General features: G+C 73.0%; 17 protein-coding genes and 1 tRNA gene. 12 read left to right on the forward strand and 6 right to left on the reverse strand.

The genetic code is table 11. The features are described from left to right. Nucleotides 1-411: 411 nt before the first annotated feature. Nucleotides 412-1,899: an MFS transporter gene (locus ACIQCH_RS08350; protein WP_402579520.1), complete on the forward strand. Its 1,488-nt coding sequence runs from the start codon at nt 412-414 to the stop codon at nt 1,897-1,899. A gap of 164 nt (nt 1,900-2,063) precedes the next feature. After that, a complete protein-coding gene (locus tag ACIQCH_RS08355) occupies nt 2,064-2,888 on the forward strand; it encodes a hypothetical protein (RefSeq protein WP_402579268.1) in 825 nt (274 codons plus the stop codon). A 99-nt stretch (nt 2,889-2,987) separates the two neighbouring features. Here the strand turns inward: ACIQCH_RS08355 and ACIQCH_RS08360 are convergent, their stop codons facing one another. From ACIQCH_RS08360 to ACIQCH_RS08370, 3 genes are all read right to left on the reverse strand, one after another. After that, nucleotides 2,988-3,875: a cellulose-binding protein gene (locus ACIQCH_RS08360; RefSeq protein WP_402579270.1), complete on the reverse strand. Its 888-nt coding sequence runs from the start codon at nt 3,873-3,875 to the stop codon at nt 2,988-2,990. A gap of 320 nt (nt 3,876-4,195) precedes the next feature. After that, entirely contained in the window at nt 4,196-6,838 is a 2,643-nt protein-coding gene (locus ACIQCH_RS08365) for an SUKH-4 family immunity protein (protein ID WP_402579272.1), read from the reverse strand. A 10-nt stretch (nt 6,839-6,848) separates the two neighbouring features. Then, a complete protein-coding gene (locus ACIQCH_RS08370) occupies nt 6,849-7,826 on the reverse strand; it encodes an SMI1/KNR4 family protein (RefSeq protein ID WP_402579274.1) in 978 nt (325 codons plus the stop codon). A gap of 279 nt (nt 7,827-8,105) precedes the next feature. On the opposite strand from ACIQCH_RS08370, the gene ACIQCH_RS08375 reads away from it, so the two are divergent. Beyond that, nucleotides 8,106-8,711, forward strand: a complete 606-nt coding sequence (locus tag ACIQCH_RS08375) for a YwqJ-related putative deaminase (RefSeq protein ID WP_402579276.1) — start codon at nt 8,106-8,108, stop codon at nt 8,709-8,711. Between the two features lie 7 nt (nt 8,712-8,718). Next, nucleotides 8,719-9,225, forward strand: a complete 507-nt coding sequence (locus tag ACIQCH_RS08380) for an SUKH-3 domain-containing protein (protein WP_402579278.1) — start codon at nt 8,719-8,721, stop codon at nt 9,223-9,225. Between the two features lie 34 nt (nt 9,226-9,259). On the opposite strand, the gene ACIQCH_RS08385 is transcribed toward ACIQCH_RS08380, so the two are convergent. Further along, nucleotides 9,260-10,561 (reverse strand): sensor histidine kinase, encoded by a 1,302-nt coding sequence (locus tag ACIQCH_RS08385; protein WP_402579280.1) that lies wholly within the window; start codon nt 10,559-10,561, stop codon nt 9,260-9,262. Nucleotides 10,562-10,699: 138 nt separating this feature from the next. On the opposite strand from ACIQCH_RS08385, the gene ACIQCH_RS08390 reads away from it, so the two are divergent. The 6 genes from ACIQCH_RS08390 to pth all read left to right on the forward strand — a co-directional run bounded on the left by ACIQCH_RS08390 (nt 10,700) and on the right by pth (nt 15,806). Continuing rightward, nucleotides 10,700-11,563, forward strand: coding sequence for a hypothetical protein (locus ACIQCH_RS08390; protein ID WP_402579282.1), 864 nt, complete (start codon nt 10,700-10,702; stop codon nt 11,561-11,563). Nucleotides 11,564-11,569: 6 nt separating this feature from the next. After that, nucleotides 11,570-11,640 (forward strand) — tRNA-Gln (locus tag ACIQCH_RS08395). A gap of 110 nt (nt 11,641-11,750) precedes the next feature. Next, nucleotides 11,751-13,196, forward strand: coding sequence for a bifunctional UDP-N-acetylglucosamine diphosphorylase/glucosamine-1-phosphate N-acetyltransferase GlmU (gene glmU, locus ACIQCH_RS08400; RefSeq protein ID WP_402579284.1), 1,446 nt, complete (start codon nt 11,751-11,753; stop codon nt 13,194-13,196). A gap of 134 nt (nt 13,197-13,330) precedes the next feature. Continuing rightward, on the forward strand, nt 13,331-14,308 hold the full coding sequence (locus tag ACIQCH_RS08405; protein ID WP_030193871.1) for a ribose-phosphate diphosphokinase: 978 nt from the start codon (nt 13,331-13,333) through the stop codon (nt 14,306-14,308). A 202-nt stretch (nt 14,309-14,510) separates the two neighbouring features. Next, a complete protein-coding gene (locus ACIQCH_RS08410; RefSeq protein WP_402579286.1) occupies nt 14,511-15,098 on the forward strand; it encodes a 50S ribosomal protein L25/general stress protein Ctc in 588 nt (195 codons plus the stop codon). A 117-nt stretch (nt 15,099-15,215) separates the two neighbouring features. Beyond that, on the forward strand, nt 15,216-15,806 hold the full coding sequence (pth, locus tag ACIQCH_RS08415) for an aminoacyl-tRNA hydrolase (protein ID WP_402579288.1): 591 nt from the start codon (nt 15,216-15,218) through the stop codon (nt 15,804-15,806). Nucleotides 15,807-15,812: 6 nt separating this feature from the next. On the opposite strand, the gene ACIQCH_RS08420 is transcribed toward pth, so the two are convergent. Together ACIQCH_RS08420 and ppc are read right to left on the reverse strand one after the other, a co-directional pair. Beyond that, complete coding sequence (locus ACIQCH_RS08420; RefSeq protein ID WP_402579290.1) at nt 15,813-16,400, reverse strand: Uma2 family endonuclease; 588 nt, start codon at nt 16,398-16,400, stop codon at nt 15,813-15,815. Nucleotides 16,401-16,517: 117 nt separating this feature from the next. Then, nucleotides 16,518-19,250 (reverse strand): phosphoenolpyruvate carboxylase, encoded by a 2,733-nt coding sequence (gene ppc / locus ACIQCH_RS08425; protein WP_402579292.1) that lies wholly within the window; start codon nt 19,248-19,250, stop codon nt 16,518-16,520. Nucleotides 19,251-19,713: 463 nt separating this feature from the next. On the opposite strand from ppc, the gene ACIQCH_RS08430 reads away from it, so the two are divergent. Further along, a complete protein-coding gene (locus ACIQCH_RS08430; protein WP_402579294.1) occupies nt 19,714-20,697 on the forward strand; it encodes an acyl-CoA desaturase in 984 nt (327 codons plus the stop codon). Continuing rightward, nucleotides 20,694-21,383: a TetR family transcriptional regulator gene (locus ACIQCH_RS08435; RefSeq protein ID WP_402579296.1), complete on the forward strand. Its 690-nt coding sequence runs from the start codon at nt 20,694-20,696 to the stop codon at nt 21,381-21,383. The genes ACIQCH_RS08430 and ACIQCH_RS08435 overlap by 4 nt, the downstream gene beginning before the upstream one ends. Nucleotides 21,384-21,540: the final 157 nt, after the last annotated feature.

The following is a 21,540-nucleotide window of genomic DNA, read 5'->3' on the forward strand; positions in this document are numbered from 1 at the left end:
TGCCGCCCCGTGCGCGCGCTGGTGCCGGTCGGCGTATCGGTACGGGGGCTGGCCCCACCCCCCTGGTGGCGCGAACCCTCGTAGGAACCAGTTAAGGACCTCGTGGGCCCGGCCACCTCCTCCGCCGGGACGACCCTTCCCTCGCCCCTCCTACGGACCTCCCCCTAGGGGTTGTCCACCCTGCGGACGACCGGGTCTCGGGGATACCGCCGGGGCGGGCCGCGGTGAGAAGGTGTTTCGCGGAAATAGGTGCACAGTGAAGCGACCTTGCGAGGGGGCCCGGTGGACACAGGGGAGTACGAGGAACGGACCGCGCACGGGACGACCGCGGGCACGACCACCGGCGCGAGCGCCGACACGGGCGCGGCGGACGGGGCGGCCGCCCGGCCCAAGGGCGTCGCGGCCGCGCTCATGCTCGGCATGGCGCTCGCCGCCCTCGACAGCACCATCGTCTCGACGGCGGTCCCCCAGATCGTCGGCGACCTGGGCGGCTTCGCCGTCTTCTCCTGGCTCTTCTCCGGCTACCTGCTCGCGGTCACCGTCAGCCTCCCCGTCTACGGCAAGCTCTCCGACACCTTGGGACGCAAGCCCGTCCTCCTCTTCGGCATCAGCCTGTTCCTGGTCGGCTCCCTCCTGTGCGCCGCCGCCTGGAACATGGCCGCCCTCATCGCGTTCCGCGTCGTCCAGGGCCTGGGCGGCGGCGCCATCCAGGGCACCGTCCAGACCCTCGCCGGCGACCTCTACCCGTTGCGCGAACGGCCCCGCATCCAGGCCCGGCTCTCCACCGTGTGGGCCGTCTCCGCCGTGGCCGGCCCGGCCGTCGGAGGACTGCTCGCCGCCTCCACCGACTGGCGCTGGATCTTCCTCATCAACGCCCCCATCGGCGGGCTCGCCCTCTGGCTCGTCGCCCACCGGCTCACCGAACCCGGACGTGCGGCCGGCGCCGCCGCCCCGGCACCGGGTGCGGGCGGACGCCGCCCGCGGATCGACTGGCCCGGCGCCCTCGCGGTGTTCGCCTGCGGCGGCCTGCTGCTGACCGCCCTCGTCCAGGGCGGGGTCGCCTGGCCCTGGCTGTCGACCCCCTCCCTGGCACTGCTGGGCGGCAGCGCCGTGCTCGCCGTGGTCGTCGTGCTCGTCGAACGGCGGGCCGAGGAACCGATCCTGCCCGGCTGGGTGTGGCGCCGCCGCACCATCGCCGCCGTCAACCTCGCCATGGGCGCCCTCGGGCTCCTGATGGTCGCCCCGGTCGTCTTCGTGCCCACCTACGCGCAGTCGGTCCTCGGGCTCGACCCGGTGTCCGCCGGCCTCGTGATGTCCGTGATGACCCTCAGCTGGCCCATCAGCGCCGCCTGCAGCCAGCACGTGTACCGGCGCATCGGCTTCCGCAACACCGCCGCCCTCGGCATCGGGCTGGCCGCCCTGATCCTGTGCGCGTTCCCGTTCCTGCCCGAGCACGCCCGGCCCTGGCAGCCGGCCCTGATCATGCTGCTGCTCGGTGCGGCCCTCGGGCTGTTCCAGCTGCCCCTGGTCGTCGGCGTCCAGGCCACCGTCGGCTGGGCGGAGCGCGGCACCACGACCGCGTCGGTCCTCTTCTGCCGCCAGGTCGGCCAGAGCGTGGGCGCCGCGCTCTTCGGCGCCGTGGCCAACGCCACCATCGCCGCCCGGCTCGCCGACGCCCCCGTCCCCGGCCTGCCCGCGCACCTCGACGGCGTCGCCCGGGCCCTCGCGAGCCCCGGCACGCTGCCCGAGCGGGCCGCGGCCTACCTGCGGGACGCCGTCGCGAGCGCCGTGACGTACGTCCACCTCGGCGCCGCCGTGGCGGCCGTCCTGGCCCTGCTGGTCCTGCTCCTGGTGGCCCCGCGCCGCTTCCCCGTCCTACCGGAGCACCGGGACGGGTAGGGGATGCCGTCAGGGTTCTGTGAGGGCCCGTCGGGGGTTCGGCGAACGGCCGTGCGGGGGACGGAGAATGGGGGAGCCCGGACCGAGGACCGGGACCGGCATCCGGGACGGGGGAGCGAACCGGCCGCCGGGAGACGGGGACTGACGGAGCATCGGGGGACGACATGGAAGCGGTCATCACGGGCGTCGGGCTGCTGGGCCTGCTCGGCACCGCACTGGTCATAGGGAAGCGGCCCGGGGTCGTCACGGGCAAGGACGGGCGCATCTCCACGTCCCTGATCCTGGCGCTCGCCTGGACCGTGGTGCTGGTCTGGATGCTGCTGGTCCTCCTCGCGTACGCGGTGGCCACGGGCAAGGGTCTGGCCTACTTCACCCCGCCCGACGGGAAGGCCGGCCCCCTCGCCGCCCTCAGCCCCACCTACCTGGAGCTGCTCGGCGGGCCGTTCGCGGCCCTGCTCCTGGCCAAGGCCGTGGTCGGCGGACGCCTCAAGAGCGGCACCATGACCAAGATGCCCAACCCGGGCGCCGCCCGGTTCCGCGAGGCCGTCAGCAGCGACTCCGGCCGCACCGACCTCATGGACCTGCAGTACGTCCTCTTCAACGGCGTCGCGATGCTGTACGTGGTGGTGCTCTTCGCGATGGACGTCGCGCCCGGACTGCCGAAGCTTCCCGGGGAGATATGGGTGCTCACCGCGGCGCCGGCCGGGGCGTACCTCGCCAACAAGACCACCCCGCGCCCCAACCCGGTGGTCACGGGCGTCTCGTACCAGGAGTCCGGCGGGGACGCCGCCGGGCAGCCCGGCCTCGTCATCGAGGGCGGCTCCTTCCCCGAGCACACCCGGGTCACCATCGGCGACGCCGCCCCCGTGGAGGCCCGTCTCGTACGGGGCCGCCTCTTCGTCCCCGCCCCCCGCGTCGCGGCACCCACGACGGTCACCGTCACCACCCCGACGGGTCTGCGCAGCGAACCCTTCGCCTACCGGCCGTAGGACGAGGGACCGGCCCCGCGGGGCACCGGCCCGCACCGGGAACGGCCCGCAAAAAACAGGTGCGGACGGGCCGCACCCGCTGCGGGACCGGAAGCGCCGTCAGCCCTCGGCGGGGGCACGGCCCGTGAGGGCGGCGAGGCTGCTGCGGACGTGGTCCATGTGCGCCTGCACCTCCTCACGGGCCTCCGCGTGCTCGCGCAGCACCCGCTCCGTCTCCCGCCCCACCCGCTCCGCCCGCACCCGCGCCGCGGCCAACAGCTCCGCGCCGCGCGCCTCGGCGTCCTCCTGCCCGTGCCGGGCCGTCTCCTCCGCCGCCGCGTACGCCCGCCGCGCCTCCGCGAGCCGCCCTTGGGCGTACTGGGCCAGCTCGGCCTCCCGCACGTCCAGCTCCGCCGTCCGGCCCGCCAGCTCGCGCTCCGCCGCGTCCCGACGCTCGGCGTGCTCACCCTCCTGCTCCGAAAGCAGCGCGTCCGCCCGCCGCCGCATGTCCACCAGGGCGGCCGTCGCCTCCGCGCGCCACGCCTCCGCGTCCGCCCGCGCCGCGCCCCGCAGTTCGTCCGCCTCCCCCTGCGCCCGCAGCAGTCCCTGCCGGGCCCGCACCTCCGTCTGGTCGCGCACCGCCACCGCGTCCTCGCGAGCCAGGTCCGCCACCCGCCGCGCGTACGCCTCCGCGTCGGCCCGCTCGTCCGCCGCGTCCGCACGGCCGGCCGCCCGTACCGCCTCGGCCTCCTCCTCCGCCAGCGCCAGGATCCGCCGCGCCCGCTCGCCGAGGTCCTCGTACGTCTGCGGGGCCAGCCGCGCCACCGCCTCCCGCAGCCGCTCGGCCTCCTCCTCCATCTGCCGCGCGAGCACCGTCAGCCGCGCCGCCCGCTCCCAGGCCTCGTCCCGGCTCGCACCGAGCTGCGCGAGGTACCGGTCGACCCGGTCGGGGCGGTAGCCGCGACCGCGTACGGTCGCGAACCCCTGCGGTGGCACGGCTGCGCTCATCTGGAAGCCCCTCTCGGCCGGGTCGTGCGCCTCGTCCAGCCCGCACGGCGCGAACGGCTGGAACGTGTCGTGCGGAGATCCGCTGATCGCGCGACGCTCCGCCGCCTCTCCCGGTCAAGGATGCGTCATTTGAGAGCAGAAGCCGGAATTCGCCGTGCCGCAACACGCCACCCGCGCCCGAAAAACGACGACGGCCGGGCCGGGTCCCGAAGGACCCGACCCGACCGTCGTCCACCCGTCCGGGCCGGGCGTTCAGCCGATCGGCCGGTCGGCGGCCCGGAGCGAGCACGGCGGGCGGACCGCCGGAGCGGCCCCGCCGCCTACAGCAAGCCGTCCCACATCTGCTCCAGCAGCACCGACCACCAGCTCTCCGGCGACGCCAGCGCCGCCCCGTCCAGGGCCGCCAGCTGCGCCTGGAAGTCGACCGTCCAGCGCCCCGCCTGCTCGGGCGTCAGGTGCATCCGCAGCCGCCACATGCTGCCCAGCATCGCCATCGACCGCGCGAACTGCGGCAGCGAGGAGTTCACGAACTGCGGCGGCACCGCCGTGCCGCCCGGACCGGCCTCGACGGGCACGGCCACGATGTTCGCCGTCCCGTACTGCACGCACAGCGCCTTGCCGAAGTCGCTGCCGACCACCAGGTACGAGGCCGCGTCCGGAGCCGGCTGGACGCCGCGCTGCGCCGCCAGCTCCGCCAGCGTCGGCACGGGCTGCCCCGGCACGGCCTGTGCCCAGAAGAACGGTCCGAAGTCCACCGGCAGACCGGCCCACACCAGCGTCTGCGCCACGATCTCGGGCACGCCCTGGCGGGACACGGCCCGCTGGTCGTACCGGAACACGCCCTGCGGGCCGAACGCCGCCGCCAGCTCCTGCCCGATCGCCTCGATCGGGATCGCCGGCTGCGTCTGGATCCCGCCCGGCAGCGGCACGCGCTGCGGGGCCGGGCGCGCCGGACCGTCCGCGACCTGGTGCAGCTCGCCCTGGTGCGTGAGCAGGTGCCGCATGCCGGCCTGCCGGCCCGCGTGGTCCTGGCCGTACGGCGCCACGCTCGTGATCCGCACCTGCGGCCACGTCTCCCGGATCATCCGGGCGCAGTAGCCGCCGGGCAGCTCGCAGGACTCCAGCTCGGTGTGGAGCTCCAGCACCTGCTGCGGGGGCACGTTCATGGCCCGCAGCTCGTGCAGGATCTGCCACTCCGGGTGCGGGGTGCCGGGCGCCGAACGCCGGATGATCTGCTGCTCGGAGCCGTCGGGCGCGCGGTAGCGCAGTACGGCCTGGTAGCCGGGGCCCACCACCGGCACACCGGGCTGCGGCGCGGGCGGCACCGGACCACCGGGCACCGGACCGCCGGCCTGCACCGGACCGCCGGGCGGCGGCACGGGCGCGCCGGGCACCGGGGCGGGCGGCTGCGGGATCACACCGGGGGTCGCCAGCATGGTGGCCGCGTGGTGCGCGTCCCCACCGGGGCCGCCGGGCGCACCGGGCGGACCGGGAGGCGTCGGCGGACCGGGCGGCGGGACCACACCGGGGCCGGCCAGCATCGTCGCCGCATGGTGGGCGTCACCACCGGGCGCACCGGGCGGGCCGGGAGGCGCGGGGGGACCGGGCGGGCCGGGGGGCGCCGGCGGACCGGGCGGCGGTACGACACCGGGGCCGGCCAGCATCGTCGCCGCGTGGTGCGCGTCCCCACCGGGTCCGGCCGGCGGACCGGGCGGACCCGGAGGCGTCGGCGGACCGGGCGGCGCGGGCGGACCCGGCGGCGGGACCACACCGGGGCCCGCCAGCATCGTCGCCGCGTAGTGCGCGTCGCCACCGGACGGCGCCGGCGGCCCGGCCGGGGTCACGGGCGGGGTCACCGGCGCCCGGTCCGCGGCCGCCCCGGCGCTCTCCTCCGGACGCGACCCGGCACCGATCACCGGCGCCACCGTCGTCCTGGGCAGCTGACTGCCGCCCGCCATGAGCGCGGTCTTGGCCTCGGGCTCGACCCGCCGGCCCGGGGCGTCGTCCAGGTCCGAACCCGACAGCGGGGGCGCGAACACGGTCTTGGGCAGCGGTACGGACGCGTCGTCCGAACCGGAGTTGGTGTCGGTGCCCGCCCACGGCGTGGCCCCGGCCGGAATCCCGCCGTCGGCCGTCGGCCCCGGCACCCCGGCGCCGCCCTGCGGGGCGGAGGCGGGGGCGTCGGGGGCGTCCACCGCACCCAGCACCACGGTCCCCGGCAGCCCGTCCCCGTCGGACGCGCCCGACGGAGCACCCGCCGGAGGGCCGGACGGCACCGGCGGCACGGCCGGACCCGACCCGGCGGAACCCGAGGACGACAGCCGCAGCGACCCGCCGGCACGCGGAGCGCCCGAGGCACCCGACCCGCCGGCCACCGGACCGGACGCGGCCGCACCCGGCTCCGCCCCCGGCACGTCCGGGCCCCGGCCGGCGTGACCCGGGTCGACGGAACCCTGGTCGCCGAAGCCCTGGTCGGCGTAACCCCGGTCGGACCGACCCAGGTCCGCGTACGGATCCGCGGTCGCCGCGGCGACCGGCTCGGGCACCGACCCGCCCACCGGACCGCCCACCGGACCGGCAGCGGGCGCGGTCCCGGAAGCCGGCGTCCCCGCCTCCTCCAGCCACTCCGGCGGCGTCAGCATGAACGACGTCGCCTCCGAGTCGATCCGCTGCGGCGGCACCGACACCTCGGCCGCCGGCGCCGGCACCGACCCGTACTGCTCCTCGTACCGGCGGATCACCTCACCCACCGGCAGCCCCGGCCACAGCGTCACCTCGCCGCTGTCGCGCGCGATCACCAGCCGCTGCCGGCCACCGCCCGAGTTCACCCCCGGACGGTCCTCCGCCCACACCACGAAGCCGAGCCCGAACTCCCGCACCCGCACCTCCCGGTGCTGGTACGCGGGCACGTCACCGTTGACCCACTCCTCCGCGCGCTCCTGCGCCTGCGCGAACGTCACCATCGCCGCGTCCTCACCCTTCCACCGGGACAACACGCGCGAAGCCGCCGTCCACCATCAGACCCGCCACGTTCTCCAACTCCGGCGGGTTGCCCGCCAGCCGCTCCAGGAACGCGTCGAAGTCCGCACCGCACGGCAGCAGCAGCCGCTCCACCCGCTCCTGCACCGACAGGCCGTCCTGGTCGCGCGCGTCGTCGTACGGGCAGAACCACACCGAACCCGTCTCCGAGCCCCGCACCTTCACCGCGATCAGACCGCCCTGCGCGAAACCCACGCCCAGGTAGTCCTTCGTCAGGTGGTCCCGCAGGCACTTGTTGACGTACACCAGGTCGTTGACCGCCGCCTCCTCACGCACCGTGAAGAACGGCTGGTCCACCAGCAGACCCAGCTCCGGATCCAGACCCACGCCCACCGGCGCACACCCGCCCGCCGCCTTCAAGAAGGTCCGGTACGCCTCCGGCAACCGGTAGCCCAGGTCCTCCTCGACCCCCAGGACCTGCTGCTCCGACACCGAGACCACCGACTTCGGCAGGTCCAGGTGCACCGGACGCACCTCCTGCAGCGGCCGCGTCCCGCGCTTGTCCTGGTCCACCACGGCGCTCGCCAGACCGGCGTGGTGGCGCAGCAGCACCTTCACGTCCACCGGCACCAGCTCCAACCGGCGCGTACCGGCCTTGTGGTGCCAGGTCCAACCGTGCGGCGTCGCCACCGCCGGCAGCGTGCCCCACAGTTCGTGGCCCGCGGCGTGCTGCGCGGCGTTCGCCGACACGTAGTCCGTCAGCCGCAGTTCGTCGACGCCGAAACCCTCCGGCGGATCGGCGATCTCCACGGCCGCGCGCGCGTACGGCGAGAAGTCGGGGCGACCCTCCCCGTCCATCCGCACGCCCTCAGGATGGCGGGCACGCCGGACCGGGTCCGGGAAGTGCACGACCTGACCGGCGTACGCGGCGTTGGGTGGCGCGGCATGCTGCCCGAGCCGACCTGTCGTCATGGCGGTAGCCCCCTGCTGGATCTGGCGTGGTTCCGCACAGCCTAAGCCGTACGGCAAGAGCGCCACCCTCCCCGTACGCTCCGCGGAAGGCTCCCGTCCGCCCCCCGGACCGCACCCCTAGCACCACCGGACCCGCCCGCCGCCGGGATAATCCGAATTGATACGAATATTCGACCCAGCTTCCGCATGACGCCGGACATTTGGCAGGCTGTCCCCGCAGCACGGGGGCGTGCGCGACAGCGGCCGACGCCGCGGCCACGGGGAGGGACGACGAGCACCATGCAGACGGTCACACGAGTACTACGCGCAGCACAGGACGCCCGCGGCGCCACAGGTGGCACCACCGGCGGCGCCGACGCCGACGCCGACGACACGGCGCCCACCGCGAACGGCACCGGCGACCCCCGCCGCAACTGGAGCAGCGACAACGGCCTGCGGCCGCCCCTCCTCCTCCACCGCCGCGACGGCATCCTCCCCACCGTCGCCGCCGCCCTGTCCGTCCGCGGCGAGACCCTCACCTCCACCGCCGCCAAGGGCGACCGGGCACCCGCCCTCCACCCCCTCGTCCAGGACTTCCTCGACACCCTCACCACCGGCCAGCGCGACCGCCACACCGGCCGATGTCCCGAGGCCCTGCTCCTCTCCCGCCACCTCGCCGCCGTCGAGGCCGGCCGCAGCCGGCGCGCCTCCCGCAAGCCCCTCACGCACGGCGAGGCCCGCCGCTCCCTCAAGCAGGCCCGCCTCACCGCCCGCCGCATCCGCGAGGACGGCGACCCGCTGCACGGCACCTACGCACCCCCCTGCCGCTCCTGCGACGCCCTCCTCACCCACTTCGGCGTACGACCCGTCGACCTCACCGCCCCCGCAGACAACGAGAAGGGCTGACCGCCCGATGGCCGCCTCCGCCTCCTACGACCGGTCCTCGGCGACCCGCTTCCCGGTCACCGTCGACTCCGCACTGCGCGCCGCCGGCTGGGCCCCCGGACGCTGGGACATCAAGCAGGCCGAGTACTGGGCCGACGCCCTCCGCGACCACACCACCCCCGCCGGCCACCGGCACACCGTCTTCCCCGCCGCCGTCGAAGCCTGGGCCGAATTCGGCGGCCTGCGCGTCAGCACCCCCGCCCCCGGCCGCCAGATAGCCCCCGCCGCCCTCACCCTCGACCCGCTCACCGGGCTCCACCTCGCCCGCACCTTCGCCGACCTCGGGCGCGCCCTCGGCACCACCGTCGCCCCCCTCGGCGTCGAGGGCGACGGCCACGCCCACCTCGCCCTCGACGCCGAAGGCCGCGTCTACTCCATCGACCACACCGGCGACTGGTACCTCGGCGCCGGCATCGACGAGGCCCTCACCACCCTCCTCACCGGCCTGCAGCCGACCCGCCTCACCACGGGCTGACCCGGCGCCCCGCCGACCCGCACCCGAGACCGCCCTACGGCGCCCCGCCGACCCCCGCACCCGGCAGCACCGCCGACACCCGGAAGCCGCCCGCCTCCGTCGGCCCCGACACGAACACCCCGCCCAGGCCCTGCACCCGCTCGCGCATCCCCACCAGGCCGTTCCCGCCACTCGGCAGGCCCGCGTCCGCCACGGCGGCGTCCGACGGACCGTTCTCCACCTGCATCGCCACCTCCTGCTCCCGGTGCGCCAACCGCACCCGCACCCGCGCCCCCGACGCGTGCTTGTGGCAGTTGGTCAGCGCCTCCTGCACCACCCGGTACGCCGTCTGCTCCACCTCCGGCGGATACGACCGCACCGACCCGTGCACCTCCAGCTCCACCACCATCCCCGCCGCCCGCGACTGCCCCACCAGCGCCTCCAGGGCACCCAGCGACGGCCCCTCCTCCCCCACCGGCCCGACCACCGCGACCGGCACGGCCGCCACCACCGGCACCGGGGACGGCGCCGCGGCCGACCGCGCCACCGACTCCGTCGACCGCAGCACCCCGAGCATCTCCCGCAGCTCCGTCAGCGCCTGCCGACCCATGTCCCCCACCAGCGCCGCGTTCCGCACCGCCGTCTCCGGGTCCTTCCCCACCACCGCCTGCAGCGCCGCCGCGTGCACCACCATCAACGACACCCGGTGCGCCACCACGTCGTGCATCTCCCGCGCGATCCGGGTCCGCTCCTCCCGGCGCGCCCACTCCGCCCGCTCCTCCGCCCGCTCCGCGAGCAGCGACAGCTCCCGCTCCAACGAGTCCGCGCGCTCGTGCAGGCTCTCCATCAGCCGCCGCCGCGCCCCCACGTACAGGCCGAGCAGCACCGGCGGCGCGGTCAGCGCCACCGCCATGAACAGCGAGACGACCGGGACGTACCACCGGTCCGCCTCCACCTCGCCCCGCATGCGCACGTACGTCACCACGAACGTCGCCACCAGCGACATCGACGCCAGCAGACCCGTGATCCGGCGCGGCACCTCCGACGCGGCCAGCGTGTACAGCCCGACCACCGCCAGCAGGAACCCCATCGCCGCCGGCGTGGTCGCCACGGCCACCAGCACCACCGCCACCGGCCACCGCCGGCGCAGCACCAGCGTCGCGCCCACCAGCAGCCCGAACACCACCCCCACCGGAACCGGCAGCCCCGCCTCCCCCGCGAAGGCCACCCCCTCCAGCCCGCACTCCAGCGCGGACACGACGCCGAGCCCGACGTCCAGCACGGCACTCCGCCGCCGCCCCCACCACAGGGGCCCGTCCCGCCCCGCCCCCACCTGCTGCTCCCCCGTACCGGTCATGCCGCCACCCTACGATCGCCCCCTCCCGCCCTCCCTCCCTATTAGGGCCCGCCCCCGGAACATGCCGTTCCTCGCACGAACGAGCGAACCCCGCCCGTTTCCCCCCGGAACTCCTCCGTCCACCCCGACCGTGACTCCATGCCCAGCAAGTACGCCGACTTCGAAGGCCTCCGCGCCCAAGCCGTCGCCCTCCGCCGCGAGGGCCTCTCGCTCCGCCAGATCCGGGACCGCCTGGGTGTCCACAACCACGACCTTCTGCACAGGCTCGTGCGAGGAGAACCCGCCCCGGAATGGACCAAGCGCCCCAACGCCAGGGACGACCTCCGCGCCCGCGCGCGCGAGCTCCGCCTCCAGGGCATGACCTACGACCGGATCCAGCTCGAACTGGGCTGTTCGAAGAGCTCCATCTCCTTGTGGGTCCGGGACCTGCCGAAGGTGGATCACCGCACGCCGGAGGAACAGGGCCGGGACGCCGCACGCAAACGGTGGGCCCATGAGGGACCGATGAGGGAGGCTGCGCGACAAGCAGCCGTGACGGCGGCCCGGGACGCCGTGGGCACCCTGAGCGACCGCGAGCTGTACATCGCCGGGGTCGCCCTCTACTGGGCCGAGGGAAGCAAGAGCAAGCCGTACCAGCGCCGCGAAGCCGTGACCTTCATCAACAGCGACCCGGACGTCATCCAGGTCTACCTGGCGTGGCTGAAGCTTCTGGAGATCGCCCCGGAGCGACTGGCCTTCCGCGTGATGATCCACGAATCGGCCGACGTGGCCGGGGCGGAGCGGTTCTGGGCGGACTTCGTCGGCATCGAGCCCGCCGAGCTGCAGAAGACCACGCTCAAGAGGCACAACCCGAAGACCGTCCGGAAGAACACCGGTGACGCCTATCGAGGCTGCCTGGTCGTTCGAGTGTCATCCGGATGCGACTTGTACCGTCGCATCGAAGGTGCATGGTGCGGCATAGTAGGGGCTGCATCCGAAGCCGATCAACGGAAACGGACATAGCAGCCATCCCGGGTCGTCTAAGGGCAAGACGGTGTCTTTTGGTGTCACTTATGGGGGTTCGAGTCCTCCCCCGGGAGCAACCTAAGTTCGGGTCCTGACCTACCGGTCGGGACCCGCGCTCGTTACGGGGAGGTGGCACCCCGGTATCCTCTGGTGGTCCACCCCCGAAAAGCCGAAGGGCACACCCGTGAGCGCCAATCGCCCGGCAGCCGTCGTCGTCCTCGCAGCGGGTGAGGGCACCCGCATGAAGTCGGCCACTCCCAAGGTTCTGCACGAGATCTGCGGGCGCACGCTCGTCGGTCACGTCGTGTCGGCGGCCCGGGAGCTGGACCCGCAGCACCTCGTCGTGGTCGTGGGCCACGCCCGCGAGCAGGTCACGGCCCACCTCGAAGGGGCGTACCCCGGCACCCGGACCGCCGTGCAGCGCGAGCAGAACGGCACCGGCCACGCCGTGCGCATGGCCCTGGAGGAGCTCGGCGGCACCGTCGACGGCACGGTCGTCGTCGTCTGCGGGGACACGCCACTGCTGACCGGCGAGACGCTGCGGGCGCTCACCGAGACCCACACCGCCGACGGCAACGCGGTGACCGTGCTCACGGCCGAGGTGCCGGACTCCACCGGTTACGGCCGCATCGTGCGCGACACGACCGGCGCCGTGACGGCGATCGTGGAGCACAAGGACGCCACCGACGAGCAGCGCGCGATCCGGGAGATCAACTCCGGCGTGTTCGCGTTCGACGGCAAGCTGCTCACCTCGGCCCTGAGCCAGGTCCGTACCGACAACAGCCAGGGCGAGGAGTACCTGACCGACGTGCTGGGCATCCTGCGCGCGGCCGGTCACCGGGTGGGCGCCTCGGTCGGTGGGGACCACCGCGAGATCCTGGGCATCAACAACCGCGTGCAGCTCGCGGAGGCCCGTGCGCTGCTGAACGCGCGCCTGCTGGAGCGGGCGATGCTCGCGGGCGTGACGATCGTGGACCCGGTGAGCACGCTGGTCGACGTGACGGTGACTTTCGGCCAGGACGCGCTGGTGCACCCGGGTACGCAGCTGCTGGGTGCGACGCACGTCGCGGAGGGCGCCGAGGTGGGCCCGAACACGCGCCTGAAGGACACGACGGTCGGCGCGGGCGCGCGGGTGGACAACACGGTGGCGGACGGTGCGGTGATCGGCGCGAAGGCGACGGTGGGCCCGTTCGCGTACCTGCGTCCGGGTACGGACCTGGGTGTGAAGTCGAAGGCCGGCGCGTACGTGGAGATGAAGAACGCGCAGATCGGCGAGGGGACGAAGGTCCCGCACCTGTCGTACGTGGGTGACGCGACGATCGGCGAGTACAGCAACATCGGCGCGGCGAGCGTGTTCGTGAACTACGACGGCGAGAGCAAGCACCACACCACGGTGGGCTCTCACTGCCGGACGGGTTCGGACAACATGTTTGTGGCTCCGGTCACGATCGGGGACGGCGCCTACACGGCGGCCGGATCGGTCATCACCAAGGATGTGCCGCCCGGCGCACTGGCCGTGGCACGCGGCCAGCAGCGGAATATCGAGGGCTGGGTGGCTCGTAAGCGTCCGGGCAGTGCGGCCGCGCAGGCGGCCCAGTCGGCGTCCGAGGAGGGCGTGGACGGGGCCTGAGGACAGGCTGTCCGGAAACAGGTACGCCGGAGTCGGCGTACCGTGATAGGTGCACGCAATTCGGCTGGCTTGCCGTGCGCGGGACGGACGCGCGCGGGGGCGAGCAGCTTCAACACGTCTGAGGAGACAGTGCTGTGACCGGGATCAAGACGACCGGCGAGAAGAAGCTGATGCTCTTCTCCGGCCGCGCCCACCCCGAGCTGGCCGAGGAGGTCGCGCACCAGCTGGGTGTCAACCTGGTGCCGACCAAGGCTTTCGACTTCGCGAACGGTGAGATCTACGTCCGCTTCCAGGAGTCGGCGCGCGGCGCGGACTGCTTCCTGATCCAGAGCCACACGGCTCCGATCAACAAGTGGATCATGGAGCAGCTGATCATGATCGATGCGCTGAAGCGCGCGTCGGCCCGTTCGATCACCGTGATCATCCCGTCCTACGGGTACGCCCGTCAGGACAAGAAGCACAAGGGCCGCGAGCCGATCTCGGCGCGTCTGGTGGCCGACCTGCTGAAGACGGCGGGTGCGGACCGGATCCTGACGGTGGACCTGCACACGGACCAGATCCAGGGCTTCTTCGACGGTCCGGTGGACCACCTGTCGGCGCTGCCGGTGCTGGCGGACTACGTGGGCGCGAAGGTGGACCGCACGAAGCTCACGGTGGTGTCCCCGGACGCCGGCCGCGTGCGGGTGGCGGACCGCTGGTGCGACCGGCTGGACGCGCCGCTGGCGATCGTGCACAAGCGTCGCGACAAGGACGTCGCCAACCAGGTGACCGTCCACGAGGTCGTGGGTGACGTGAAGGGTCGGATCTGCGTCCTGGTGGACGACATGATCGACACCGGTGGCACGATCTGCGCGGCGGCCGAGGCGCTGTTCGCGCACGGCGCCGAGGACGTCATCGTGACGGCGACGCACGGCATCCTGTCGGGCCCGGCCGCGGACCGTCTGAAGAACTCGAAGGTGAGCGAGTTCGTGTTCACGAACACGCTGCCGGACCCGTCGGACCTCGAGCTCGACAAGATCACGGTGCTGTCGATCGCCCCGACGATCGCCCGCGCCGTGCGCGAGGTCTTCGAGGACGGCTCGGTGACGAGCCTGTTCGAGGAGCAGCAGTAGGCGTTCTGCGGATCGTCTCCGGATAGATCCTTTTGAGGTGCGGCCTCCCCGCCGGGTAGACTCTGCGAGTTGCTCGGCGAGGGAGGCCGCACCTTTTGTTTTCGAGGGTGCCGGCGCTCCGTTATCGACGCGCTCTTCGTAGCAGGCCGTAGTACTGGCCGGGTGACCGTCGTCCGTTTCCGTCACCCCACGAGGAGTGAACATGTCCGAGGTCAAGCTCTCCGCCGAGCTCCGCACCGTCTTCGGCAAGGGTGCCGCCCGCGCCACCCGCCGCAACAAGCAGATCCCCGCGGTCATCTACGGCCACGGCGAGGCCCCGAAGCACGTGTCCGTCGAGGGCCACGCCCTGACCATGGCGCTGAAGACCCCGAACGTCCTGATCTCCCTGGACATCGCGGGCGACGGCACCGAGCTGGTCATCCCGAAGGCCGTCCAGAAGGACCCGCTGAAGCGCACCGTCGACCACGTCGACTTCCTCGCCGTCAAGAAGGGCGAGAAGGTCACGGTCGAGGTCCCGGTCCAGACCGAGGGCGAGCTGGCCGCCGGCGGCAACCTGCTGGAGCACGTCCTGGCCACCGTTTCGGTCGAGGCCGAGGCCACCCACCTGCCCGAGGCCCTGACGGTCTCCGTCGAGGGCCTGGAGGCCGGCGCCTCCGTCCTCGCCAAGGACCTCGCCCTGCCGAAGGGCACCTCCCTGGTGACCGAGGCCGACGCCGTCGTCCTGCAGGTCCTGGCCGCCCAGGCCGAGGAGCCGGCCGCCGAGGGTGTCGAGGAGGGCGCGGAGGCCTGAGCCTCCGCGTCGCCCCGCTGACCGGGAGGCTCCGGCCTCCCGTCACGTTGCCGACCGACCGCCGTCCCGCTCCACTGGAGCGGGACGGCGGTCGTCCCATGTGAGGAGCGAGCAGGAATGTCGGACGAGTCGAGCCCCTGGCTGGTGGTCGGGCTGGGGAACCCGGGCGGCGAATACGCCGGCAACCGCCACAACATCGGTTTCATGGTGGCGGACCTGCTGGCCGAGCGGATCGGTGGCAAGTTCAAGGCGCACAAGGCGCGGGCGCAGGTGCTGGAGGGGCGGATCGGTCCGCCCGGTCCGGCGAACCGGCGGATCGTGCTGGCCAAGCCGCAGTCGTTCATGAACCTGTCGGGCGGGCCGGTGAACGCGTTGAAGGACTTCTACAAGGTGCCGGTGGAGCGGATCGTCGCGGTGCACGACGAGCTGGACATCGACTACGCCACGCTGCGGGTGAAGATCGGTGGCGGGGACAACGGGCACAACGGTCTGAAGTCGATGACGAAGGCGTTCGGGGCGGAGTACCACCGGGTGCGGTGCGGCATCGGGCGTCCGCCGGGCCGGATGCAGGTGGCGGACTTCGTGCTGAAGGACTTCTCGTCGACGGAGCGCAAGGACCTGGACTGGTTCGTGGACCGGGCGGCGGACGCGGTGGAGTGCCTGGTGCTGGAGGGTCTGGAGCGGGCGCAGTCGTCGTACAACTCCTGACGGCCGCTACAGCTCGTCGAGCCCTTCGAAGTCGATGTCGGCGGCGAAGGGCCGGTCGATGCTGAACGGCTTGGTGTGGATCCCCTGGCACACGTAGGCGCGCGTGTGGGGGTCCATTTCGTAGACGTACACGACCGGTTCGATCGCGCTGTCGCCCTCGATCTTGACGATCCAGTAGTTCGGGATGCCGGCGGCTGCGTACTTGTGCAGCTTGGTCTGGGTGTCCCGGGCTTCGGACTCGGGCGAGACCACCTCGACGGCGAGCAGGACGTCAGCCGCGTAGAAATGGGTCTGCATGGGGCTGGTGCAGGCCTCTCGGCGTACGACCGAGATGTCCGGCTCGGGTCCGTTGCGTTTGTCGATCACCACGGTCATCTCCCGCGCGACCCTCGTGTGCCGGGGGGCGCTCCTGCGTAGCCGGGCTACGAGGAAGTCGATCAGGTCCGCGTGGATGAACCGCTGTGGACTCACGAAGACCAGGCTCCCGTCGATCAGCTCGGTGTGGCGCGGGAGGTCCGGCAGCGTCAGCAGATCGTCCACGGTGTACCCGTCCAGCGGGGGCCGCGACCAGTCGTGTCCAGGCTCGGCGGTCATGGTTGCTCCCATGGACGGCATTCCGGTCTTGGGAACCAACGGTAGCGGCCGGTGTCCGCGTCCGTCATCACATCGTGTGACGGGCGCGGAGACCGGCCGTTCGTTCGACCGTCCGGGTCAGCCGGTGTTGCGGAGGCCCGCGGCGACGCCGTTGACGGTGAGGAGCAGGGCGCGACCCAGGAGCGGGTCGGCGGGTTCGCCGGCGGCCGCGGCGGCGCGCTGGCGGGCCAGGAGCGAGACCTGGAGGTAGGAGATGGGGTCCAGGTAGGCGTCGCGGACGGCGAAGGTCTGCTGGAGGACGGGCTGGGCGTCGAGGAGCTTCTCGCCGCCGGTGATCTTCAGGACTTCGGCGACGGTGAGGTCGTGCTCGGCCTTGATGAGCTCGAAGACGTGGCGCAGGTGCTCGGGGACGAGCGTGTCGACGTAGTGCTGGGCGATCCGCAGGTCGGTCTTGGCGAGGGTCATCTCGACGTTGGACAGGAAGTTGCGGAAGAAGTGCCAGCGGGTGGTCATCTCCTCCAGTTCGCTGTCGAGGCCGGCCTCGCGCAGGGCCTTGAGGCCGGAGCCGACGCCGTACCAGCCGGGGACGATCTGGCGGGACTGGGTCCAGCCGAAGACCCACGGGATGGCGCGCAGTCCGTCGAGGCCGGCTCCGGAGTCGGGGCGGCGGGAGGGCCGGGAGCCGAGGTGGAGGTCGGCGAGCTGGTCGACGGGGGTGGCGGCGAAGAAGTACGCCGGCAGGTCGGGGTCCTCGACGAGGCGCCGGTAGGCGGCGTGGGCGGCGTCGGAGACGGTGTCCATGGCGGCGTCCCAGCGGGCGAGGTCCTCGCTGGACTGGCGCGGTGAGGTGTGCAGGGCGGAGGCCTGCAGGGTGGCCGCGACGGTCAGTTCGAGGTTCTCGCGGGCCAGGGACGGTACGAGGTACTTGTCGGAGATGACCTCGCCCTGCTCGGTGACCTTGATCTCGCCTTCGAGGGTGCCCCAGGGCTGGGCGAGGATCGCGTCGTGGGAGGGGCCGCCGCCGCGGCCGACGGTGCCGCCGCGGCCGTGGAAGAGGCGCAGGCGGACGCCGTGCCGGTGGGCGACGTCGCGCAGGCGGCGCTGGGCGCGGTGGATCTCCCACTGGCTGGTGGTGATGCCGCCGAACTTGGAGGAGTCGGAGTAGCCGAGCATGACCTCCTGGACGTCGCCGCGGAGGGCGACGAGGCGGCGGTAGGAGGGGTCGGAGAGCATGTCGCCGAGGATGACGTCGGCGGCGCGGAGCTCGTCGGTGGTCTCCAGGAGGGGCACGATGCCGATCTTGGCCCAGCCGGCGTGGAGGTCGATGAGGCCGGCCTCGCGGGCGAGGACGGCGGCGGCGAAGACGTCGTCGGCACCCTGGCACATCGAGATGATGTAGGACTCGATGACCTCGGGGCCGAACTTCTCGAAGGCGTCCTTGACGGTGAAGAACACGCCGAGGGTCTTCTGGCCCGCCTCGTCGAGGGGGGCGGGGGTGGGTGCGAGCGGCCGGCGGGAGCGGAGCTCCTTGGCGAGGAGCCGCTGGCGGTAGTCGCGCGGCATGTCGGCGTAGCGCCAGGACTCCTCGCCGAGGCGGTCGAAGAGCTGGCCCAGGGCGTGGTGGTGGGCGTCGGCGTGTTCGCGCACGTCCATGGTGGCGAGCTGGAGGCCGAACGCCGCGAGGGTGCGGATGGTGCGGTCCATGCGGCCGTCGGCGAAGAGGGCGCCGCGGTGTTCGCGCAGGGAGGTCTGGATGAGGGTGAGGTCGGCGAGGAGCTCGGCGGTGCCGAGGTAGTCGCGGCCGTCCTCGTGGGGGGTGCCCTTGGCCAGTCGCTCGCGGGTGTTGAGGAGCTTCTGGCGGATGCAGGTGGCCTTGAGGCGGTAGGGCTCTTCGGCGTTGAGGCGCTTGTAGCGGGGGCTGATCTCGGGGAGGCGTTCGAGGTCGGCCTGGAGGGAGGAGAGGAGCTCCTCGTTGGCGCCGGCGATGCGGACGGAGTTGGAGAGCAGTCCGCGCAGGAAGTCGACGAGCTCGAGGGCGTCGGTGATGCCGTGCTCGTGCTGGAGGATCAGGACTTCGCGGGTGACGTCGGGGGTGACGTTGGGGTTGCCGTCGCGGTCGCCGCCGATCCAGGTGCCGAAGGTGAGGGGGCGGGTGCCGGGGGGGAGGTCGACGCCGACGCGCTGGAGCTCGGCGGCGAGGTCCTCCAGGACGTCGCCGACGGCTCCGGCGTGCAGCTCGTCGAGGTAGTAGATGGCGTTGCGGGCCTCGTCGGCGGGCTCGGGGCGGGCGACGCGCAGTTCGTCGGTCTGCCAGACGAGGTCGATGTTCTCGGCGAGGCGCAGGTCGTGGCGGCGGCGGTCGCCGGCGCCGCTGACGGGCTCCTCGAGGAGCGCGGCGATGCGGCGGAGCTTGTTGAGGACGCTGCGCCGGGCGGCTTCGGTGGGGTGTGCGGTGAAGACGGGGCGGACGTTGAGGTTCTTGACCGTCTCGCGCAGGTGCTCGGGGTCGGCGTCCTTGAGCATGTCCGCGGTGCGGGCGAGGAGGCCGCCCTCGGCGGCGCGCAGGGTGCGCAGCTCCCGGCCGCGGTGCACCTGTTCGGTGACGTTGGCCAGGTGGAAGTAGGTGGAGAAGGCGCGCACCAGCTTGGCGGCGGTGTCGAGGTCCGTCTCGCCGAGGAGGGCGGCGGCGGCCTCGCCGTCGGTGCGGGTGAGGGCGCGCACCTGTTCGACGAGGTCGAGGAGTTCCTGGCCTTCTTGGCGTACGAGGGTCTCGCCGAGGAGGTCGCCGAGGCGGCGGATGTCGGCGCGCAGCTCTGCGTTGCCGGTGGTGGTCTGGTCAGCACTGCTCACAGGTGCGGCTCCTTGCAGTGTTCGAGCGCTACTACTGGGAGGTGAGGTTTCCGGGGCGCGAGCGCGCGGCGGTGACCGCTGGTGCGTGCGCAGCTCCCGGGCTGCTCGTGCGGACCGCGCTGTCCGACGGGACCCAGGATATGGGTCTTCGCTGGTGGCCCGGTCAAGGTGTCCACGTGGTGGCCATGGTGTCCGGGTGGGTTCCGGCCAGGGGCGGGCCGGACGGGGGTGCCGCTGGGGCGGGTCGGGCGGGGTGGCGCGGGGGGTGGTGGCGGGGGGCGGAGGAGGTTTGGGGTGTCGGCGCGGCGAGCATCGGCGGGGTGTGCGCCCGTGCGCCGGTTCGGGACCCGGGTGTCCCTCTTGCCGGGCGCTGCGGCGCTGGGATACTTACGTTGCCGTAGGTTACGGGGCCGTAGGTCCGTACCCGGTACCCACCGACTTCTCACCCTTCAGGGGATGCCTCATGACCACCAGCCCGGACGTGATCGAAGAGTCGCGCGGGGCGGCCGGCGGGCCGCCGGGTTCCACCGCCACGCGCGGCGGTGAGAAGAAGGGGTCGGTCGAGCAGCTGGCGTTGGCGCTGTTCATCGTGGTGCCGTTCGTGGCGCTGCTGGCGGCGGTGCCGCTGGTGTGGGGCTGGGGGGTGAGCTGGCTGGATCTGAGCCTGCTCGTCTTCATGTATTTCCTGGGCTGCCACGGGATCACGATCGGCTTTCACCGGTACTTCACGCACGGTTCGTTCAAGGCGAAGCGGCCGCTGCGGATCGCCCTGGCGATCGCCGGCTCGCTGGCGGTGGAGGGGCCGCTGGTGCGGTGGGTGGCGGACCACCGCAAGCACCACAAGTTCTCCGACGCGGAGGGCGACCCGCATTCGCCGTGGCGGTTCGGGGACACGGTGCCGGCGCTGATGAAGGGCCTGTGGTGGGCGCACATCGGCTGGATGTTCGACGAGGAGCAGACGCCGCAGGACAAGTACGCGCCGGACCTGGTCAAGGACCCGGTGATCCGTCGGATCTCGCGGGACTTCGCGTTCTGGACGGTGCTGTCGCTGCTGATCCCGCCGCTGGTGGGCGGTCTGGTGACGATGTCGTGGTGGGGGGCGTTCACGGCGTTCTTCTGGGGTTCGCTGGTGCGCGTGGCGCTGCTGCACCACGTGACGTGGTCGATCAACTCGATCTGCCACGCGGTGGGCAAGCGGCCGTTCCGGTCCCGGGACATGAGCGGCAACGTGTGGTGGCTGGCGGTGCTGTCGTGCGGTGAGTCGTGGCACAACCTGCACCACGCGGACCCGACGTCGGCCCGGCACGGGGTGCTGCGCGGCCAGGTCGACTCCAGTGCGCGGCTGATCCGCTGGTTCGAGCTGGCGGGGTGGGCCTCCGACGTGCGGTGGCCGTCCGAGGCCCGGATCGACTCCCGGCGCAGGGACAGGACCGCGAACGCGGCATGATGGGGGACGTGGCGATCGACGGCGGTACATCCTCCCCTTCCTCCAGCAGCGACAAACCGCGGCGCAGTGGCCGACGGGTCCGGATGACCGGCGCGGAGCGCCGGCAGCAGCTGTTGGACATCGGTCGCGCCCTGTTCGCGGAGAAGGGCTTCGAGGGCACGTCGGTGGAGGAGATCGCGGCGAAGGCCGGGGTCTCCAAGCCGGTGGTGTACGAGCACTTCGGCGGCAAGGAGGGGCTCTACGCGGTCGTGGTGGACCGGGAGATGCGCCAGCTGCTGGACATGGTGACCGGGGCGCTGACGGCCGGGCACCCGCGGGAGCTGCTGGAGCAGGCCGCGTTCGCGCTGCTCGACTACATCGAGGCCTACACGGACGGTTTCCGCATCCTGGTGCGGGACTCGCCGGTGGCGCAGTCGACGGGTACGTTCGCGTCGCTGATCAGCGACATCGCCACGCAGGTCGAGGACATCCTGGGTCTGGAGTTCAAGGCGCGGGGCTTCGACCCGAAGCTGGCGCCGCTGTACGCGCAGGCGCTGGTGGGCATGGTGGCGCTGACCGGGCAGTGGTGGCTGGAGACGCGGCGGCCGAAGAAGGCCGAGGTGGCGGCGCACCTGGTGAACCTGGCCTGGCACGGGCTGGACGGCCTGGAGGCGAAGCCTCGGCTGGTGGGGCACCGCAAGAACTGACCGACGACGGGGTCCGGCTGTGTGCCGGGCCCCGTCGCGCGTTCGGGGCGGGGGGTGGTTCCGGCCCGTTCCCCGGCGCGGGTCGGCGGCGGCGGACACGCCCCCCACCTGCGACGTCGCCGCTCGGACCGGACCGCACGGGCCGAAAAGGTTGTAC

Source organism: Streptomyces sp. NPDC093225 (genome assembly GCF_044753805.1).
In the GTDB taxonomy this organism is placed as follows: domain Bacteria; phylum Actinomycetota; class Actinomycetes; order Streptomycetales; family Streptomycetaceae; genus Streptomyces.

Excerpts from the sequence above, each read along its gene's own strand:
- ACIQCH_RS08350 (WP_402579520.1), top strand. The coding sequence starts at position 412 with ATGCTCGGCATGGCGCTCGCCGCCCTCGACAGCACCATCGTCTCGACG.
- ACIQCH_RS08355 (WP_402579268.1), top strand. The coding sequence starts at position 2,064 with ATGGAAGCGGTCATCACGGGCGTCGGGCTGCTGGGCCTGCTCGGCACC.
- ACIQCH_RS08360 (WP_402579270.1), bottom strand. The coding sequence starts at position 3,875 with ATGAGCGCAGCCGTGCCACCGCAGGGGTTCGCGACCGTACGCGGTCGC.
- ACIQCH_RS08365 (WP_402579272.1), bottom strand. The coding sequence starts at position 6,838 with ATGGTGACGTTCGCGCAGGCGCAGGAGCGCGCGGAGGAGTGGGTCAAC.
- ACIQCH_RS08370 (WP_402579274.1), bottom strand. The coding sequence starts at position 7,826 with ATGACGACAGGTCGGCTCGGGCAGCATGCCGCGCCACCCAACGCCGCG.
- ACIQCH_RS08375 (WP_402579276.1), top strand. The coding sequence starts at position 8,106 with ATGCAGACGGTCACACGAGTACTACGCGCAGCACAGGACGCCCGCGGC.
- ACIQCH_RS08380 (WP_402579278.1), top strand. The coding sequence starts at position 8,719 with ATGGCCGCCTCCGCCTCCTACGACCGGTCCTCGGCGACCCGCTTCCCG.
- ACIQCH_RS08385 (WP_402579280.1), bottom strand. The coding sequence starts at position 10,561 with ATGACCGGTACGGGGGAGCAGCAGGTGGGGGCGGGGCGGGACGGGCCC.
- ACIQCH_RS08390 (WP_402579282.1), top strand. The coding sequence starts at position 10,700 with ATGCCCAGCAAGTACGCCGACTTCGAAGGCCTCCGCGCCCAAGCCGTC.
- ACIQCH_RS08410 (WP_402579286.1), top strand. The coding sequence starts at position 14,511 with ATGTCCGAGGTCAAGCTCTCCGCCGAGCTCCGCACCGTCTTCGGCAAG.
- pth (WP_402579288.1), top strand. The coding sequence starts at position 15,216 with ATGTCGGACGAGTCGAGCCCCTGGCTGGTGGTCGGGCTGGGGAACCCG.
- ACIQCH_RS08420 (WP_402579290.1), bottom strand. The coding sequence starts at position 16,400 with ATGACCGCCGAGCCTGGACACGACTGGTCGCGGCCCCCGCTGGACGGG.
- ACIQCH_RS08430 (WP_402579294.1), top strand. The coding sequence starts at position 19,714 with ATGACCACCAGCCCGGACGTGATCGAAGAGTCGCGCGGGGCGGCCGGC.
- ACIQCH_RS08435 (WP_402579296.1), top strand. The coding sequence starts at position 20,694 with ATGATGGGGGACGTGGCGATCGACGGCGGTACATCCTCCCCTTCCTCC.